We start from the raw sequence: 18916 nt of genomic DNA, 5'->3' as shown, positions 1-18916 counted from the left end.
CGCGCCTAATTACTCGAACCAATGGGCTCGGGCGGCCATGATCAACTTGCCGGCACGATCTTCGTCAATGCCGTCGATGTCGAGCAGATCGTCAATAGACTGCTCGGCCAGGTCTTCGCGGGTAATTACGCCGCGCACCGCCAGTTCCATCGCCAAATCCTTGTCCATACCCTCAAGCGAGAGCAGGTCTTCGGCCGGATGGGCGTCTGCCAGCTTTTCCTCAGTAGCGATGGCTTTAGTCAACAAACGATCCTTGGCCCGAGCGCGGAGCTCGTTGACGATATCCTCGTCAAAGCCGTCGATGTTGAGCATTTCTTCCAACGGTACGTAGGCAATCTCTTCCAGGCTGGTGAAGCCTTCATCTACCAGCACCTGTGCCAGTTCTTCATCGACTTCCAACTCTTCGATGAAGTTGCGCAGGATGTCACCGGTTTCAGCTTGCTGCTTAGCCTGGATGTCCGATTCGGTCATCACGTTCAGGGTCCAGCCGGTCAGTTGGCTGGCCAGACGCACGTTCTGACCACCACGACCAATGGCCTGAGCCAGATTGTCTGCGCCAACGGCGATGTCCATTGCATGGGCATCTTCGTCAACGATAATTGCCGCCACTTCAGCTGGCGACATGGCGTTGATCACGAACTGCGCCGGGTTATCGTCCCACAGGACGATGTCCACACGCTCACCGCCCAATTCTCCCGACACTGCCTGGACGCGCGAACCGCGCATACCGATGCAAGCGCCTTGCGGGTCGATGCGTTTGTCCTTGGAGCGGACCGCGATCTTGGCACGCGAACCCGGGTCACGGGACGCAGCCATCACTTCGATCAGGCCTTCGGCGATTTCCGGCACTTCGATACGGAACAGCTCGATCAGCATTTCCGGCGCGGTACGCGACAGGATCAACTGCGGGCCGCGGTTCTCGGTGCGGATTTCCTTGAGCAGCGCACGCAGACGCACGCCGACACGGAAGGTTTCGCGAGAGATGATGTCTTCGCGGGCCAGCAACGCTTCGGCGTTGTTGCCCAGGTCGACGATCACGTTGTCGCGGGTAACTTTTTTCACGGTGCCAGAGATGATTTCACCCAGGCGTTCGCGATAGGCGTCAACGACTTGAGCGCGCTCGGCTTCGCGAACCTTCTGCACAATGACCTGCTTGGCGGTCTGTGCAGCAATACGGCCGAATTCGATCGACTCGATCTTTTCTTCGACAACATCGCCAACCTGAGCGCCCGGATGCGTTTGCGCAACCTTGCTTGGCCAGGTTTCGATGGCCGGATCATCAAGATCGTCCTCTTCGACCACCGTCCAGCGACGGAAAGTCTCATAGGCACCGGTGTGGCGGTTGATTTCCACACGCAGATCTACTTCGTCTTCAAAACGTTTCTTGGTAGCAGTGGCCAGGGCCAGCTCCAACGCTTCAAAAATCACGCTTGCCGGTACACCCTTTTCATTGGATACCGACTCAACAACCAGCAGTACTTCTTTGCTCATCGTACGCCTCGCCTTTCGCAAGCCATTGGATCCGCGGGATCCGCGTCTCAGTCAAAACTGGGAATAATGTTGGCCTTGTCGATCATATCGATCGGCAACAGGAACTCGTGGTCTTCTACCTGCACCACGACATCCTGCTCTTCTACACCGCGCAGAAGGCCCTGAAAGTTGCGTCGCCCTTCAAAGGGGGAGCGCAGCTTGATCTTCACTTGTTCACCGGCATATTTAGCAAACTGCTCGATAGTGAACAGTGGGCGTTCCATGCCTGGCGAGGAAACTTCAAGGGTGTATTCAACGGAGATTGGATCTTCAACATCCAGCACACCGCTGATCTGACGGCTGACAATGGCACAATCGTCCACCAGCACACCGCCCTCTTTATCGATATAAACGCGCAACATTGAGTGGCGACCTTGAGCCGAAAACTCAATACCCCAGCATTCATAGCCTAGGGCCACGACCACCGGGGCCAACAAGGCCTGCAACTCTTCTAGCTTGCTCGACACCTGAACCCCCTCGTGCATGTATGTGCATGCTGTGCAAAATAAAAAAATGGGCGAAACGCCCATCCTTGAAACGCCGTCGAACAGCGGCGTTGAAAGTGTCCAGCTAACAAAAAGCCCCTTAAAAGGGGCTCCGCTAAAACTGGTTGCGGGGGCCGGATTTGAACCGACGACCTTCGGGTTATGAGCCCGACGAGCTACCAGACTGCTCCACCCCGCGACAAAGCTGGGGCGGAAGTATACGACCGATCCCTTACAGGGTCAATGTAACCTTCCACCTACAAGAAAGCCCGCAACAGCGGGCTCTCCTGATAATTGGTACCGAGAAGGGGACTCGAACCCCTACACCCTATGGGCACAACCACCTCAAGGTTGCGTGTCTACCAATTCCACCACCTCGGCAATACAGCGCTTACAACCCTTCTTACTTCTGCTCTTGAGCTGGAGGTACGTCAGTCGCTGGAGTAGCCGACTTTTGCTCTTGAAGCACCGGGACATCATCAGAAGCCGGTTTTGCTTTTGGAACTTCCAACACTGCTGGGTTTGGCAAACCTACTTGAGTCAGCACATGAGCTTTCTCTTTAGCAAAGTAACCTAACCCTAAGCTGGTTATGAAGAAACCTGCGGCAAGTATAGCAGTAAACTTACTAAGAAAGGTAGAGGAACCTTGGCTTCCGAACACAGTATTTGAAGCACCTGCACCGAAAGACGCACCAGCATCCGCACCTTTACCCTGTTGCAACAAAACCAGAGCAACTACGCTCAGGGCAGCCAACAGATGAAAAACGACTACGACTGTTTCCAGCATTTTTTCAGTTTCCCGCGGCGCGACAGATCGCACCGAACTCATCTGCATTCAGGGAAGCTCCACCAATGAGCCCCCCATCGATATCCGGCATGCCGAACAGTTCGACCGCATTGGCCGCCTTCACGCTGCCGCCGTATAGAAGCCGCACACCTTGTGCGACTTCAGAATTCTCTGCCGCCAACTGCGCGCGGATGGCTGCGTGCACATCCTGCGCCTGTTGCGGCGTAGCAGTCAGCCCGGTGCCAATGGCCCAGACCGGCTCGTAAGCAATAACTGCCTTTGCAAATGCACCAACACCCAGCTCCTCGATGATGCTGCCCAGCTGACGCGAGACAACTTCAAGAGTCTTGCCCGATTCGCGCTGCTCAAGGGTCTCCCCTATGCACAACACCGGAATCAAGCCACAAGCCTGTGCTGCGGCGAACTTGCGGTTGAGCGTCCCATCCCGCTCGCCCATCATCTGGCGACGCTCGGAGTGCCCGACAAGCACATAGGAACAACCCGCATCAACCAGCTGACTCGGCGAAATCTCGCCGGTCAACGCACCTTGCATCGGCTCTACCGCAGAGTTCTGCGCGCCGACCTGAATCGACTTGCCCTTCAAGCCATCAACCACTTGGTTGATATGCAAGCAAGGCGGGAACACCGCGACGTCAACACCGCTAGGCAAGGCCAAGTGACGAAGGCCGTTGATCAGCTCAGCGACACTGGCGCGGGTACCGTGCATCTTCCAGTTACCAGCTACCATAGTGCGACGCATGCTGTACCCCGTCGGTCAAAGTGGGCGCAGATGTTACCCAACCACATCATCACTGGCAAGCCGAATTCAGGCGCAAACTTCAGTTACCAGTTTTGCCAGGTCTTCGGCATGGCCGCGAACCTGTGTTTCGTCCTCGCCTTCGACCATCACACGCACCAGCGGCTCTGTGCCGGACTTGCGCAGCAACACACGCCCGCGCCCCGCCATTGCCTGGGTCACGCGCTCGCAAGCCTCTTTGACAGCAGGGTGCTCGATGGGGTTTTCGCCACCGGCAAAACGCACATTGAGCAGCACTTGCGGGCACTTGCGCAGGGCTTGACGCGCCTGGGCCAGGCTCTCCTCGCGGCGACGCAGGGCCAACAGCACCTGTAGCGCGGCGATGATCGCGTCACCCGTGGTGGTGTGCTGGAAGCAGACCACGTGCCCGGAGTTCTCGCCGCCGACCAACCAGTTACGCTCCAGCAGCTCGGCGATCACGTAGCGGTCACCGACATTGGCGCGAATAAAGGGAATCCCCAGTTCTGCCAACGCCAATTCCAGCCCGAGATTACTCATCAGAGTGCCGACCACGCCACCTTGCAGCTTGTTACGCTCATGCAGGTCACGGGCAATGATGAACAACAGGTCATCACCATCCACGATCGTGCCAGTGTGATCCACCATCAGCACGCGGTCGCCATCACCATCAAAAGCGATGCCCAGGTCCGCATGCTCAGCCAGCACAGCAGCCTGCAGTTGCTCCATGTGGGTGGAACCGCAGTTGTCGTTGATGTTCAAGCCGTTGGGCTGAGCCGACAGCACGGTAACCTGTGCGCCCAGTTCCTTGAAGACGCTCGGCGCCACCTTGTAGGTCGCCCCATGGGCGCAATCGACAACAATCTTCAAGCCTGCAAAATTGGTGCTGCTCGGGACGCTGCTTTTACAGAATTCGATATAGCGGCCTGACGCGTCGTTAATGCGCGACACCTTGCCCAGCTTGCTGGACTCGACCACCGTCATCGGCGCATCCAGCAGCTCTTCGATCATCAACTCGATCTCGTCAGGCAACTTGGTGCCCTGCCCCGAGAAAAACTTGATGCCGTTGTCATCATGAGGATTGTGGGAGGCGCTGATCACAATACCGGCTTCAGCGTGGAAGGTACGCGTCAGGTAAGCGATTGCCGGCGTGGGCATAGGCCCCAACAACATCACATCGGCCCCGGCGGCGGACAATCCGGCCTCCAGCGCAGACTCAAACATGTAGCCCGAAATACGGGTGTCCTTGCCCACCAGGATGCGACACGCGCCCATGCTGCGGAACGCCATGCCTGCCGCCCAACCCAGCTTGAGCATGAAATCAGGGGTGATCGGGAATTCGCCGACCCGACCACGAATGCCGTCGGTGCCAAAATATTTTTTAGTCATAAGTACTCCATCATTCTTATTCGGCTGATTCTACAGCAGCGAGCATGCGCACCACATCGACCGTTTCGGCGACATCATGCACACGCAAAATACGTGCGCCCTTGGTCACGGCAAGCGCCGCAAGCGCCAGGCCGCCATACAGGCGTTCGCCGACGGGGCGATTCAAGGCGAGCCCTATCATGCTCTTGCGCGAAACGCCGACCAACAGCGGGCGACCAAGGGCGTGCAGCGCTTCCATGTGTTTGAACAGGCTTAGATTGTGCTGCAGGGTCTTGGCAAAGCCAAACCCCGGATCGAGGATGATCTGTTCGGGCGCAATACCCACAGCCACACACTGGGCAACCCTCTCAGCAAGAAACCCACCCACTTCGCCAACCAGGTCGTCGTAATGCGGATTGTCCTGCATGTTGCCGGGCTCACCCAACATATGCATCAGGCAGACGGGCAAGCCGGTCGCAGCGGCCGCATCAAGAGCACCGTCGCGCTGAAGCGAGCGCACGTCGTTGATCAACCCAGCCCCCAGACGCGCGGTTTCGCGCATCACTGCCGGGGTGGAGGTGTCTACCGAGATGATGACATCCAGCTCGCGGGCTATGCGCTCAACCACCGGTGCCACCCGCTCCAGCTCCTCCAATGGAGAAACAACGCGGGCGCCGGGGCGGGTCGATTCCCCACCCACATCAATCAGCGTCGCACCGGCAGCCACCATCGCCTCGGCATGGCGCAACGCGGCGTCCAACTGACTGAAGCGGCCACCATCGGAAAAGGAGTCAGGGGTTACATTGAGGATGCCCATGACATGCGTCCGGGCCAAATCAAGAACCCGGTTGCCGCAAGGCAACCGGGTAGAGGACAAAGCAGAAGTCATTTCAAACCTTAGTGATCAGCTGCCGGGCCGCCGATAGGCGTTTCAGGGCGCTCATTCTGCACCACAGGCGGAGTGCCCGAAGTACCCGAACCACCTTCCCAGTCGCGCGGCTCACGCGGCGTGCGGCCCGACATGATGTCGTCGATCTGGTCGGCATCGATGGTTTCGTACTTCATCAACGCATCAGCCATGGCGTCCAGCTTGTCACGGTTGTCAGTGAGGATCTGCTTGGCAGTGCCGTAGCACTGGTCAATGATGCTGCGAACCTCGGAGTCGATCAGCTTGGCTGTCTCACCCGAGAAGCTGGCGCTTTGCCCACCGCCGCCACGGCCCAGGAACACTTCGCCTTCTTCTTCGGCGTACATCAATGGGCCGAGTTTTTCCGACAAGCCCCACTTGGTCACCATGTTTCGCGCAATCTGGCTGGCACGCATGATGTCGTTGGAGGCGCCAGTGGTCACACCGTCGAAGCCAAGGGTCATTTCTTCAGCAATACGGCCACCATACAGCGAGCAGATCTGGCTGATCAGCGCACGCTTGGAGAGGCTGTAGCGATCTTCTTCCGGCAGGAACATGGTCACACCCAGTGCCCGACCACGAGGAATGATCGACACTTTGTAGACGGGGTCATGCTCAGGCACAACGCGACCTACAATGGCGTGACCTGCCTCGTGATAAGCGGTGTTCTGCTTCTCTTTCTCGGACATGACCATGGATTTGCGCTCGGCGCCCATCATGATCTTGTCTTTCGCCAATTCGAACTCTTTCATCTCAACGATGCGCTTGCCAGTACGGGCAGCGAACAGCGAAGCCTCGTTGACCAGGTTCGCCAGATCAGCACCGGAGAAACCGGGAGTACCACGGGCGATCACAGCCGGAGCCACGTCGTCACCCATTGGCACCTTGCGCATGTGTACTTTCAGAATCTGCTCACGACCACGAATGTCCGGCAGGCCGACCACAACCTGGCGGTCGAAACGGCCCGGACGCAGCAACGCAGGGTCGAGAACGTCGGGACGGTTGGTTGCGGCGATGACGATAATGCCGTCATTCATCTCGAAACCATCCATCTCTACCAGCAATTGGTTGAGGGTCTGCTCACGCTCATCGTGACCACCCCCCATGCCCGCGCCACGATGGCGACCAACGGCATCGATTTCGTCGATGAAGATGATGCATGGCGCGTGCTTCTTGGCCTGCTCGAACATATCGCGAACACGGCTGGCGCCGACGCCGACAAACATCTCGACGAAGTCAGAACCGGAAATCGTGAAGAAAGGCACCTTGGCTTCGCCGGCAATCGCCTTGGCCAGCAAGGTTTTACCGGTACCCGGAGGCCCCACCATCAGCACACCGCGAGGAATACGGCCACCCAGGCGTTGGAACTTGCCCGGATCACGCAGGAACTCGACCAACTCACCGACTTCTTCCTTGGCTTCGTCGCAACCTGCGACGTCAGCCAGGGTGGTCTTCACCTGGTCTTCGGAGAGCAGGCGCGCCTTGCTTTTGCCGAAGCTCATCGGCCCGCCCTTGCCTCCCGCACCGCCTTGCATCTGGCGCATGAAGAACATGAACACGGCGATAATCACCAGGATCGGGAAGCTGGCCACCAGGAGCTGGGTCCAGATGCTTTGCTGTTCAGGCTGCTTGCCTTCCACAACGACCTTGTTATCCACCAGGTCACCGATGAGACCGTTGTCCTGAATGGCAGGACGAATGGTCTTGAAGCTGTCGCCATCGTTGCGCTTACCGGTAATCACGTAGCCATCAACCGCTACGCGCTCGACCTTGCCATCCTTAACTTGCTGGATGAAGTCGGAATAGTTGAGGGTCTGCGGCTCGTTAGGGCTGGAGAAGTTGTTCATCACCGTCACCAGGACAGCCGCGATGATCAACCACAGGATCAGATTCTTTGCCATATCGTTCAATTAACTACCCTCTGAAGCAAGCTCCGCTACTGGCGCGCGCTTCGCATGATATTCACCGGCCTAACTTACTACATTACCTACAACTCTGGCAGGCGCCGTCTGTAACCCTTTGTGAAACTTTGACTACTCAATATTCGTAAAGCTTCGTGACGAAAGCGATATAAAAAAACCTATCGCCCTCCTCGAATTTCTCAAAAACGCTCTTCGCTCGCAGCGCCTTCGACACCGCGGAAGCCACGGCACAGCAGATACTGCTCCCTGGACCGGTCACGGGATGAGTCCGGCTTGCGTGTCTGTACCTTGTCGAACAACTTGCGAATGTTCTTGTGGTACTCGTCGAAACCTTCGCCCTGGAAGACCTTCACCAGGAAATCGCCACCCGGACGCAACACCCGACCTGCCAGATCCAGCGCCAGTTCACACAGGAACATGGCACGCGGCATATCAACAGCCGGTAATCCACTCATATTGGGGGCCATGTCGGAAATCACAAGGTCTACCTGCGAATTTCCCACAGCCTCCAGGATCTCGGCCAATACCTTGTCCTCGGTGAAATCGCCGTGAACAAAGGTCACGTCCGGGATGCTGTCCATCTCGAGGATGTCCGAAGCGATCAATCGACCTTGCCCACCAATCAGACGACTGGTCACCTGGGACCAGCCACCGGGGGCCGCGCCGAGATCGATAACGCTCATGCCTGGACGAATCAATTTGTCCTTGTCCTGGATCTCCAGCAACTTGTAGCTGGCCCGGGAACGGTAGCCGTCCTTTTGCGCCTTTTTGACGTAAGGATCATTGAAATGTTCTTGTAGCCACTTAAGGCTGGTTTTGGAACGGGCCACGGGCCACCTCGAAAAAATAAAACGGGTCGTGATTAACTGGGCGGTCCCGGACTCGCTCGGGTAAACTGGCCGCCGCTTTTTACAAGATCAGACGCAGGGGTCAGATTATGCCGCTCACTCAAGAGCAGAAGAAACAGTACAAATCCATTGGCCACCATCTGAAACCAGTTCTGATTGTGGCAGACAACGGTTTGACTGAGGGTGTGCTAGCCGAATTCGAGCGCGCACTGAACGATCACGAACTGATCAAGATCAAGGTCAACATCCTTGATCGCGAAGCGCGCCTGGCCGCCGTTGCAGAACTGTGCAAGGTCGGCAAAGCGGACCTGGTTCAGGTCATCGGCAAGATGGCGCTGCTGTATCGCAAGAACTTCAGCGTCAACAAGCAACTGTCGAACGTTCATCGCTTCAAATGATGAAAAGGGTCAAGGGCGTGCTTCGCGCGCCCCGCCACTCCATCCCGGCGCAGGTTGCATAACCAGCACCAGGCCAGAGAACCCTAGCACAAGATAGCTGAATAACTGCCAGCGCAACGCTTGCGGCAGCCACACATGCACCACGCAAAACATTGCGCATGCATACAGCGCCATCAACAGCAGTTGCCCGCGGATATCCCGCCACAAACTCTTCAGGCCTTCGGCCTTGATCAGCACCAACACCTGAAGCATCACGCACGTCGCCGCAAAACCCACCAGCAGCGCACTCAGCAATCCGTCGATCTCATCGATCAGCAGCGGCGCCAGGCCAATCAGGCCCAACGCCGGCAATACACCAATATGTAACAGCCATAGGCCGCCCACCCAAAGCATCTGAGAGAGCTGCCAAAGCATGGCGCCCGCACGCAGCGGGCGCCGTCTTTCAGATGTGACGAACTTCGACAATCTCGTACTCAATGACGCCGCTCGGCGTTTTCACGGCAACCACGTCGCCTTCTTCCTTGGCAATCAAGGCGCGAGCAATCGGCGAGCCGACAGAGATCTTGCCTTGCTTGAAGTCAGCCTCATCCTCACCCACGATCTGGTAAGTCACGCTTTCGTCGGTCTCGACGTTGGCGATTTCCACGGTCGTGCCGAAAATTACCTTGCCGGTATGCGGGATGGTGGTGACATCGATGATCACCGCATTCTGCATACGGCCTTCGATGTCACGAATCCGCGCCTCGACCATACCCTGCTGCTCGCGAGCAGCGTGGTATTCGGCGTTTTCCTTCAAGTCACCCAGCTCGCGGGCCGTACCGATGTCCTGGCTCAGCTTTGGACGTACGACCTTGGTCAGATGGGCGTGCTCCTCTTCCAGGGCGCGCGCGCCCTGAACGGTCATCGGGTATTTGGTTATGCTCATGCCTTCAATCCTGCGTGTAGATCCTGCAAGCGACGCACGGTCTTTTCCGGACCGAACTTCAGCGCTTCACAGATAGCTTCGCCAGCAGCAATGGTAGTGGTGCAGTAAATCTTGTGCTGCAAGGCATTACGACGAATGGAATAGGAGTCCGCGATCGACTGGCGACCTTCGGTGGTGTTGATGATCAGAGTGACTTCGTCATTCTTGATCATGTCGACCACATGCGGACGTCCTTCCGTCACCTTGTTCACGCGACGTACTTTCAGGCCGGCAGCTTCGATCAGCTTGGCGGTCCCGGCGGTAGCCACGACTTCAAAGCCCAAGTTGATCAGATCGCGGGCGACCCCTGCAACCAGTGGTTTGTCATCATCACGTACGCTGATAAACGCAGTACCGCCGGTCGGCAGCACTTCACTGGCACCCATCTGGGCCTTGGCGAATGCTTCACCGAAGGTATCGCCCACACCCATCACTTCACCGGTGGACTTCATCTCTGGGCCCAGGATCGGGTCCACACCAGGAAATTTGGCGAACGGGAACACCGCCTCTTTCACACTGTAGAAGTTCGGAATGATTTCCTTGGTAAAGCCGATTTCCTTCAGGGTCTTACCGGCCATCACACGTGCAGCGATCATGGCCAGGGACACACCGATGCACTTGGACACGAACGGTACGGTACGCGAAGCACGCGGGTTGACTTCGATGACGTAGATGTCTTCGCCTTGCAGCGCCAACTGTACGTTCATCAGGCCGACCACACCCAGTTCCAGGGCCATCTTCTTGACCTGTTCGCGCATCTCGTCCTGGATGTGCGCCGGCAGCGAGTACGGCGGCAGGGAGCACGCGGAGTCACCGGAGTGAACGCCGGCCTGCTCGATGTGCTGCATGATCGCGCCGATCACGACGTCAGTACCGTCGCAGACCGCGTCCACGTCCATTTCGATGGCGCAGTTGAGGAAGTGGTCCAGCAGCACCGGGCTGTCGTTGGAGACTTTCACCGCATCACGCAGGTAGCGCTTGAGTTCTTCTTCTTCGTAGACGATTTCCATCGCCCGGCCGCCCAGTACGTAGGACGGACGCACCACCAGCGGGTAGCCGATCTTGCTGGCCGCGCGAATGGCTTCGTCTTCGCTGCGCACGGTGGCGTTCGGCGGCTGGCGCAGGTTCAGGCGCTCAACCATCTGTTGGAAACGCTCACGGTCTTCGGCACGGTCGATTGCATCCGGGCTGGTACCGATGATCGGCACGCCAGCGGCTTCGAGGGCACGCGCCAGTTTCAGCGGGGTCTGGCCGCCGTACTGGACGATCACGCCTTTAGGCTTCTCGACGCGGCAGATTTCCAATACGTCTTCCAACGTTACCGGCTCGAAGTACAGACGGTCGGACGTGTCGTAGTCAGTGGAAACCGTTTCCGGGTTGCAGTTGACCATGATGGTCTCGTATCCGTCTTCGCGCAGGGCGAGGGCGGCGTGTACGCAGCAGTAGTCGAACTCGATGCCCTGGCCGATACGGTTCGGACCGCCACCCAGGATGATGATCTTGTCGCGGCCCGTCGGCGCGGCTTCGCACTCTTCCTCATAGGTGGAGTACATGTAGGCCGTGTCGGTGGCGAATTCTGCGGCGCAGGTGTCAACGCGCTTGTAGACCGGGAAGATATCCAGCTTGTGGCGATGAGTACGCAGGTTCTTCTCGGTCACACCCAGCAGCTTGGCCAGACGCTGGTCGGAGAAGCCTTTGCGCTTGAGGCGGAACATCAGGTCGCGGTCGATAGACGACAGACCCAGCGTCTTGACCTTCTCTTCTTCCTTGATCAGATCTTCGATCTGCACCAGGAACCACGGGTCGATCATGTTCATGCCGAAGATATCTTCGACGCTCAGGCCGGCACGGAAGGCGTCAGCCACGTACCAGATACGCTCGGCGCCCGGCACGGTCAGCTCGCGCTTGAGGATGCTCATGCTTTCCGGGTTGCTCAGGTCGAGCTTCTCGTCCAGGCCGCAAACACCGACTTCCAGGCCGCGCAGCGCTTTCTGCAGGGATTCCTGGAACGTGCGGCCGATGGCCATGACTTCACCGACCGACTTCATCTGGGTGGTCAGGCGCGCATCCGCCTTGGCGAATTTCTCGAAGGCAAAGCGCGGCAGCTTGGTCACGACGTAGTCGATAGACGGTTCGAAAGACGCCGGCATAGCGCCGCCGGTGATTTCGTTTTGCAGCTCGTCCAAGGTGTAGCCGATAGCCAGCTTGGCAGCGATACGCGCAATCGGGAAACCGGTCGCTTTCGAGGCCAGCGCCGAAGAACGCGATACACGTGGGTTCATCTCGATCACGACCATGCGGCCGGTGTCCGGGCAGATGCCGAACTGGACGTTGGAACCGCCGGTTTCAACGCCGATCTCGCGCAATACCGCCAAGGAGGCGTTACGCAGGATCTGGTATTCCTTGTCGGTCAGGGTCTGTGCTGGTGCCACGGTGATCGAGTCACCGGTGTGCACGCCCATCGGGTCGAAGTTTTCGATGGAGCAGACGATGATGCAGTTGTCCTTCTTATCGCGGACAACCTCCATCTCATATTCTTTCCAGCCGATCAGCGATTCGTCGATCAGCAGCTCTTTGGTCGGCGACAGGTCCAGGCCACGCGCGCAGATTTCTTCGAACTCTTCACGGTTGTAAGCAATACCACCGCCGGTGCCGCCCATGGTGAAGGACGGACGGATGATGCACGGGAAGCCCAGGGTCTCGAGGACCGCATTGGCCTCTTCCATGCTGTGGGCGATACCGGAACGCGGGCACGCCAGGCCGATGGACTTCATGGCCTTGTCGAAACGCGAACGGTCTTCAGCCTTGTCGATGGTGTCGGCATTGGCACCGATCATCTCTACGCCGAACTTTTCCAGGACGCCTTCGCGCTCCAGGTCCAAGGCGCAGTTCAGAGCGGTCTGGCCACCCATGGTTGGCAGCAGCGCGTCCGGACGCTCTTTTTCGATGATCTTGGCAACGGTCTGCCACTTGATCGGCTCGATGTAGGTGGCGTCGGCCATGGCCGGGTCGGTCATGATGGTGGCCGGGTTGGAGTTCACCAGGATGACGCGGTAGCCCTCCTCGCGCAGGGCTTTACAGGCCTGGGCGCCGGAGTAGTCGAATTCGCAGGCCTGGCCGATCACGATCGGGCCAGCGCCAAGAATCAGGATGCTTTTTATGTCTGTACGTTTTGGCATGGGTTTGTCACTCAAATCCGCAGGTCAGTCGGCAAGCCGTCTTGAACAATCTTTGAAGAGCCTGCGGGGGCCACCGCAATCCGGGGCCGCCCGCAGGCCACTCAGTCAGCGTCGCTTGGCCATCTCATTGATGAAACGGTCGAACAGCGGCGCTACGTCGTTCGGGCCCGGGCTGGCTTCAGGGTGGCCCTGGAAGCTGAACGCGCTCTTGTCGGTGCGCTCGATGCCTTGCAGGGAGCCGTCGAACAGCGACTTGTGAATGGCGCGAACATTGCTCGGCAGGGAGGCTTCATCCACCGCAAAACCGTGGTTCTGGCTGGTGATCATCACAACGCCGGTGTCGAGGTCTTGTACCGGGTGGTTGGCACCGTGGTGGCCGTGGCCCATTTTCAGGGTCTTGGCGCCGGAGGCCAAAGCCAGCAACTGGTGGCCAAGGCAGATGCCGAACACCGGAATCTCGGTCTCCAGTACGTCCTTGATGGCCTGGATAGCGTAGTCGCATGGCTCAGGGTCACCCGGGCCGTTGGACAGGAACACACCGTCCGGCTGCATCGCGAGCACATCGCTGGCAGGGGTTTGCGCGGGCACCACGGTCACACGGCAACCGCGCTCGACCAACATGCGCAGGATGTTGTACTTGACGCCGTAGTCATAGGCGACCACGTGGTAAGGCAGATCGGCAGCCTCGATAGTCGCGTGGCTGTCGGTCTTCAGATCCCACACAGTGGAACGCCACTCGTACTTCTCTTTAACGCTGACGACTTTCGCCAGGTCCATGCCCTTCAGGCCGGGGAAACCTTGCGCTGCGGCAATCGCCGCCTCTTCGGAAATATTGTCACCGACCATGATGCAGCCGTTCTGCGAGCCTTTTTCACGCAGGATGCGCGTGAGGCGGCGCGTATCGATACCGGCGATCGCCACAACGTTGTTGGCTTTCAGGTAATCGGACAGCGACATCGTGTTACGCCAGTTGCTCGCAACCAGTGGCAGGTCACGAATCACCAGGCCCGCCGACCAGACACGATCAGACTCGACATCTTCCGGCGTAGTGCCGGTGTTGCCGATGTGCGGATAGGTCAGGGTAACGATCTGTTGGGCGTAGGAAGGATCGGTAAGGATTTCCTGATAGCCGGTCATGGCGGTGTTAAACACCACCTCTCCAACGGTCTGACCGTCGGCTCCAATGGCTTCGCCGCGAAAAATGCTGCCATCAGCAAGGGCGAGTATGGCTGGCTTAGTCAAGAAGACCTCCCGTAAATAAAGCCTGAAAGGGCGATCGCAGGTTGTAAAAAAGCGGAGTGACGTATGGACACGTCACCCCGCTTCTTCACTGAATTATTCTGCGCGCTTTTAGTGGACACACTAAAGCTGTAGCTTACAGAAAAAGGCTTTTTTGGTCCACCGCTAATGAGCCTTAAAGGCAGGGGAATGCGACAGGACGTCGCCTAGCGGGTAAAAACGGGGCCACAGGATAATCCTGAGCCCCCGTTTTAGCTACTGGTTAGTGCAAATCCAGCACGTCACGCATGTCGTACAGGCCCGGCTCGCGGCCGTCCAACCAAAGCGCAGCACGCACCGCGCCCTTGGCGAAAGTCATGCGGCTGGAGGCTTTGTGCGTGATCTCCAGGCGCTCGCCTTCGGTGGCGAACAGCACGGTGTGATCGCCAACCACATCACCACCGCGCACGGTTGCAAAACCGATGGTGTCGCGTGCGCGCTCCCCTGTGTGGCCTTCACGCCCGTATACCGCCACTTTCGACAAATCGCGGCCCAGCGCATCGGCAATAGCTTCACCCATGCGCAACGCAGTGCCCGACGGGGCGTCGATCTTGTGACGGTGATGAGTCTCGATAATCTCGATATCAGCCTCATCACCCAGCACGCGCGCCGCCAGGTCCAGCAATTTCAGCGACAGGTTTACGCCCACGCTGAAATTGGCAGCGAAGACGATCGGAATATCCTTGCCCGCCTCCACCAGCAACTGTTTCTGCTCGGCGCTCAAACCGGTGGTACCGATCACCATAGCCTTGCCCGCCTTACGGCAGAAGGCCAGATTTTTCAGCATCACTTCCGGCAGGGTGAAGTCGATCAGCACGTCGAACTCGTCAGCCACCTGCTCAAGGTTGCCAGACAACGAAACACCGATGCGGCCCAATGAGGCCAACTCACCTGCGTCCGCGCCGATCAACGTACTGCCTGGGCGAACAATCGCCGCCGTCAGCCCGGAGGCCGGCGAGCGTTGCTGCACCGCCTCGACCAGCGTCTTGCCCATGCGCCCGGCAGCGCCCATTACGGCTATACGTCGCATATTCAGATCCTTACAGGTCGCCGAAGAAGCGTTTTACACCGTCGAAGAAGCCCGTAGTCTTCGGCGAGTGCGAGTCATCGCCTTCCAGCGAGCTGCGGAACTCTTCCAGCAGTTCACGCTGACGACGATTCAGGTTCACCGGGGTTTCCACCGCCACACGGCACATCAGGTCGCCAGCACCGCCACCGCGCACGGGCGCAACGCCTTTGCCACGAATGCGGAACTGCTTGCCGGTTTGAGTCCCCTCGGGAATCTTGAGCTTGACCCGACCATCCAGCGTCGGAATCTCCAGCTCGCCACCCAGGGCCGCATCAACAAAGCTGATCGGCACTTCGCAGAACAAGTGCTTGCCGTCACGCTGGAAGATCGAGTGCTCGCGCACATTGATCACCACGTACAGGTCGCCCGTAGGGCCACCCTGGGCACCCGCCTCGCCTTCGCCCGACAGTCGAATACGATCACCGGTATCCACACCCGCCGGCACTTTCACCGACAGCGTCTTGTACTCTTCGACGCGGCCTTCGCCGTGGCAGGAGTCGCACGGATCGGAAATGATCTTGCCCTGGCCATGGCAACGCGGGCAGGTTTGCTGCACCGAGAAGAAGCCCTGCTGCATGCGTACCTGCCCGATACCGCCGCAGGTCGGGCACGTGATCGGCGAGGAGCCTTTCTTCGCACCCGAGCCGTCGCACGGCTTGCAGTTGACCAGCGTCGGCACACGGATATTGACACTGGTGCCGCGCACGGCTTCTTCCAGGTTCAGCTCCAGGGTGTAACGCAGGTCGCTGCCGCGCTGAGGGCCGCCACGCTGACCGCCACGGCCGCCGCCGAAGAAGTCGCTGAATACGTCGCCGAAAATATCGGAGAAGTTCTGGCCACCAAAACCGGCACCGCCGCCGCCCATGCTCGGGTCGACGCCAGCATGGCCATACTGGTCGTAGGCCGCACGCTTATTGGGATCACACAGGCATTCGTAGGCCTCGTTGGCCTCTTTGAACATCTCTTCGGATTCTTTGTTATCCGGATTACGGTCCGGGTGGTGCTTCATCGCCAGGCGACGGTAGGCTTTTTTCAGCTCCGCCTCGCTGGCGCCACGCTCCACACCCAATACTTCGTAATAGTCACGCTTTGCCATAAGTCTTTGCACTCTTAAGGACGTTCGACCTGGCCCTCCTGAACCCTGCCAAACTCGTTGAGCCCCAATACAGGCCCGGACCCAACTCACGTCAATTCAACGATCCTGGTCATTACTGCTTTCAGCCAGGGAGCCGGCCAAAAACGCGGTGACTGTCATTCGGAAAGCAGGAGCATTCCCGTTCACACCGCCAGCATCCGAGCGTTGTCGCATGCTGTAAAAATTCGCATACCCCAGACACGCCAACGCGGGAGCAAGCTCCCGCGCGGCGACATCCTACCAGTCACCGCTTGTGCGCGGTCAACCGGGCGACAACTTACTTGTTGTCTTTAACTTCTTCGAACTCAGCATCGACAACATCGTCGTGCTTGGCTTCAGGCTCGGCTTGTTGCGCAGCGCCGTCAGCCGGCTGGCCTTGCTCGGCGTACATTTTCTGAGCAACTGGCGCGGAGACTTTCGACAGCTCCTCAACCTTGGCTTCGATGGCAGCCTTGTCGTCGCCTTTAATGGCGGCTTCCAGGGCAACCACTGCCGCTTCGATTGCGGTTTTCTCTTCGTCGGTCACTTTGTCGCCAGCATCAGCGATCATTTTGCGCGTCGAGTGAACCAGCGCGTCACCCTGGTTACGGGCGCCTGCCAACTCTTCGAACTTCTTGTCGGCTTCAGCATTGGTTTCAGCATCACGGATCATCTGTTGAATTTCTTCATCAGACAGGCCGGAGTTGGCCTTGATGGTGATCTTCTGCTCTTTGCCGGTGGCCTTGTCTTTCGCGCCGACGTGCAGGATGCCGTTGGCGTCGATGTCGAAGGTCACTTCGATTTGTGGCACGCCACGTGGTGCTGGTGGAATCTCAGCCAGGTCGAACTTGCCCAGGGACTTGTTCTGTGCGGCTTGCTTACGCTCGCCCTGCAGCACGTGGATAGTCACGGCGCCCTGGTTGTCATCGGCAGTCGAGAACACCTGAGATTTCTTGGTAGGAATCGTGGTGTTTTTCTCGATCAGCGCAGTCATCACGCCACCCATGGTTTCGATACCCAGGGTCAGCGGGCTTACGTCCAGCAGCAGCACGTCTTTCACATCACCGGCCAGTACCGCACCCTGGATGGCAGCACCCATGGCAACGGCTTCGTCCGGGTTCACGTCTTTACGGGCTTCTTTGCCAAAGAACTCGGTAACCAGCTTCTGAACCAGTGGCATACGGGTCTGACCGCCCACCAGGATCACGTCGTTGATCGAGCCAACGTCGATACCGGAGTCTTTCAGCGCGATGCGGCAAGGTTCGATGGTGCGCTGAACCAGGTCTTCAACCAATGCTTCGAGCTTGGAACGCGAGATCTTCACGTTCAAGTGCTTAGGACCGGTAGCGTCTGCAGTGATGTACGGCAGGTTCACGTCAGTCGACTGAGCGGAAGACAGCTCGATCTTGGCTTTTTCAGCGGCTTCTTTCAGGCGCTGCATGGCCAGCGGGTCACCCTTGAGGTTCATGCCGCTTTCTTTCTTGAATTCGTCAACGAGGTAGTCGATCAGACGAATGTCAAAGTCTTCACCACCCAGGAAGGTGTCACCGTTGGTGGCCAACACTTCGAACTGGTGCTCGCCGTCAACTTCTGCGATCTCGATCACGGAGACGTCGAACGTACCGCCACCCAGGTCGTAAACGATCACGGTGTGGTCGCCCTTGGCCTTGTCCATACCGTAAGCCAGCGCGGCTGCGGTTGGTTCGTTGATGATACGTTTTACATCCAGGCCCGCGATGCGGCCGGCGTCTTTGGTAGCCTGGCGCTGGCTGTCGTTGAAGTAGGCCGGAACGGTGATCACCGCTTCAGTCACCGCTTCACCGAGGTAGTCTTCGGCGGTCTTTTTCATCTTTTTCAAGATTTCAGCCGAGATTTGCGGCGGCGACATTTTCTGGCCGTTCACTTCAACCCAGGCGTCACCGTTGTCGGCCTTGGCGATTTTGTAAGGCACCATCTTGATGTCTTTCTGTACGACTTCTTCGTCGAACTTACGACCAATCAGACGCTTTACCGCGTACAGGGTGTTGTGCGGGTTGGTCACCGCCTGACGCTTGGCCGATTGACCGACGAGGATTTCACCGTCGTTGGCGTAAGCGATGATCGACGGAGTGGTACGTGCGCCTTCGGCGTTCTCAATAACTTTTGCAACGCCGTTTTCCAGCACGGAGACGCAGGAGTTGGTGGTCCCCAGGTCGATACCGATAATTTTGCCCATGATTTACTCTCCCGAAACTTGAATTTGGTTGCCGCAGCAGTTTTGGCTAACTGCGGTAGCACTTAAACGCTTGACTT

General features: G+C 58.2%; 16 protein-coding genes and 2 tRNA genes. 1 reads left to right on the top strand and 17 read right to left on the bottom strand.

The annotated features are described in order from the left end of the window. Positions 1–9: 9 nt before the first annotated feature. The 10 genes from nusA to rlmE all read right to left on the bottom strand — a co-directional run bounded on the left by nusA (position 10) and on the right by rlmE (position 8604). Complete coding sequence (gene nusA / locus JMV15_RS17400; protein ID WP_003194187.1) at positions 10–1491, bottom strand: transcription termination factor NusA; 1482 nt, start codon at positions 1489–1491, stop codon at positions 10–12. A 47-nt stretch (positions 1492–1538) separates the two neighbouring features. Then, positions 1539–1997, bottom strand: a complete 459-nt coding sequence (gene rimP, locus JMV15_RS17395) for a ribosome maturation factor RimP (RefSeq protein WP_032873230.1) — start codon at positions 1995–1997, stop codon at positions 1539–1541. Positions 1998–2137: 140 nt separating this feature from the next. Then, positions 2138–2214 (bottom strand) — tRNA-Met (locus JMV15_RS17390). A 96-nt stretch (positions 2215–2310) separates the two neighbouring features. Then, a tRNA-Leu gene (locus JMV15_RS17385) sits at positions 2311–2396 on the bottom strand. A 22-nt stretch (positions 2397–2418) separates the two neighbouring features. Further along, positions 2419–2802, bottom strand: a complete 384-nt coding sequence (gene secG / locus JMV15_RS17380; RefSeq protein ID WP_003194191.1) for a preprotein translocase subunit SecG — start codon at positions 2800–2802, stop codon at positions 2419–2421. Positions 2803–2806: 4 nt separating this feature from the next. Beyond that, entirely contained in the window at positions 2807–3562 is a 756-nt protein-coding gene (gene tpiA, locus JMV15_RS17375) for a triose-phosphate isomerase (protein ID WP_003194193.1), read from the bottom strand. Between the two features lie 66 nt (positions 3563–3628). Continuing rightward, positions 3629–4966: a phosphoglucosamine mutase gene (gene glmM / locus JMV15_RS17370; RefSeq protein WP_003194195.1), complete on the bottom strand. Its 1338-nt coding sequence runs from the start codon at positions 4964–4966 to the stop codon at positions 3629–3631. A 16-nt stretch (positions 4967–4982) separates the two neighbouring features. Continuing rightward, on the bottom strand, positions 4983–5834 hold the full coding sequence (gene folP, locus JMV15_RS17365) for a dihydropteroate synthase (RefSeq protein WP_014719952.1): 852 nt from the start codon (positions 5832–5834) through the stop codon (positions 4983–4985). 8 nt (positions 5835–5842) lie between these two features. After that, entirely contained in the window at positions 5843–7753 is a 1911-nt protein-coding gene (gene ftsH, locus JMV15_RS17360) for an ATP-dependent zinc metalloprotease FtsH (RefSeq protein WP_019817951.1), read from the bottom strand. A gap of 200 nt (positions 7754–7953) precedes the next feature. Next, on the bottom strand, positions 7954–8604 hold the full coding sequence (rlmE, locus tag JMV15_RS17355) for a 23S rRNA (uridine(2552)-2'-O)-methyltransferase RlmE (protein WP_014719954.1): 651 nt from the start codon (positions 8602–8604) through the stop codon (positions 7954–7956). 107 nt (positions 8605–8711) lie between these two features. Between rlmE and JMV15_RS17350 the strand changes: the two genes are divergently transcribed. Continuing rightward, entirely contained in the window at positions 8712–9020 is a 309-nt protein-coding gene (locus JMV15_RS17350; RefSeq protein ID WP_003176146.1) for a YhbY family RNA-binding protein, read from the top strand. Between the two features lie 9 nt (positions 9021–9029). On the opposite strand, the gene JMV15_RS17345 is transcribed toward JMV15_RS17350, so the two are convergent. From JMV15_RS17345 to dnaK, 7 genes are all read right to left on the bottom strand, one after another. Further along, a complete protein-coding gene (locus JMV15_RS17345; protein WP_014719955.1) occupies positions 9030–9434 on the bottom strand; it encodes a hypothetical protein in 405 nt (134 codons plus the stop codon). Positions 9435–9462: 28 nt separating this feature from the next. Then, positions 9463–9939 (bottom strand): transcription elongation factor GreA, encoded by a 477-nt coding sequence (gene greA, locus JMV15_RS17340; protein ID WP_032873232.1) that lies wholly within the window; start codon positions 9937–9939, stop codon positions 9463–9465. A gap of 2 nt (positions 9940–9941) precedes the next feature. After that, positions 9942–13163 (bottom strand): carbamoyl-phosphate synthase large subunit, encoded by a 3222-nt coding sequence (carB, locus tag JMV15_RS17335; protein ID WP_003194205.1) that lies wholly within the window; start codon positions 13161–13163, stop codon positions 9942–9944. A gap of 105 nt (positions 13164–13268) precedes the next feature. Next, the gene (carA, locus tag JMV15_RS17330; RefSeq protein WP_003194208.1) at positions 13269–14405 is read right to left on the bottom strand and encodes a glutamine-hydrolyzing carbamoyl-phosphate synthase small subunit; all 1137 of its coding nucleotides are present in this window, start codon (positions 14403–14405) and stop codon (positions 13269–13271) included. A gap of 259 nt (positions 14406–14664) precedes the next feature. Next, on the bottom strand, positions 14665–15471 hold the full coding sequence (gene dapB / locus JMV15_RS17325) for a 4-hydroxy-tetrahydrodipicolinate reductase (protein ID WP_014719957.1): 807 nt from the start codon (positions 15469–15471) through the stop codon (positions 14665–14667). Positions 15472–15481: 10 nt separating this feature from the next. Continuing rightward, a complete protein-coding gene (dnaJ, locus tag JMV15_RS17320; protein ID WP_014719958.1) occupies positions 15482–16606 on the bottom strand; it encodes a molecular chaperone DnaJ in 1125 nt (374 codons plus the stop codon). A gap of 316 nt (positions 16607–16922) precedes the next feature. Further along, positions 16923–18839, bottom strand: a complete 1917-nt coding sequence (gene dnaK / locus JMV15_RS17315) for a molecular chaperone DnaK (RefSeq protein WP_014719959.1) — start codon at positions 18837–18839, stop codon at positions 16923–16925. Positions 18840–18916: the final 77 nt, after the last annotated feature.

This window comes from Pseudomonas paracarnis, from assembly GCF_904063055.1.
Lineage (GTDB): Bacteria > Pseudomonadota > Gammaproteobacteria > Pseudomonadales > Pseudomonadaceae > Aquipseudomonas > Aquipseudomonas paracarnis.
Note: the sequence above shows the minus strand (reverse complement) of the source record. Positions and strands in the feature narration are given on the sequence as shown.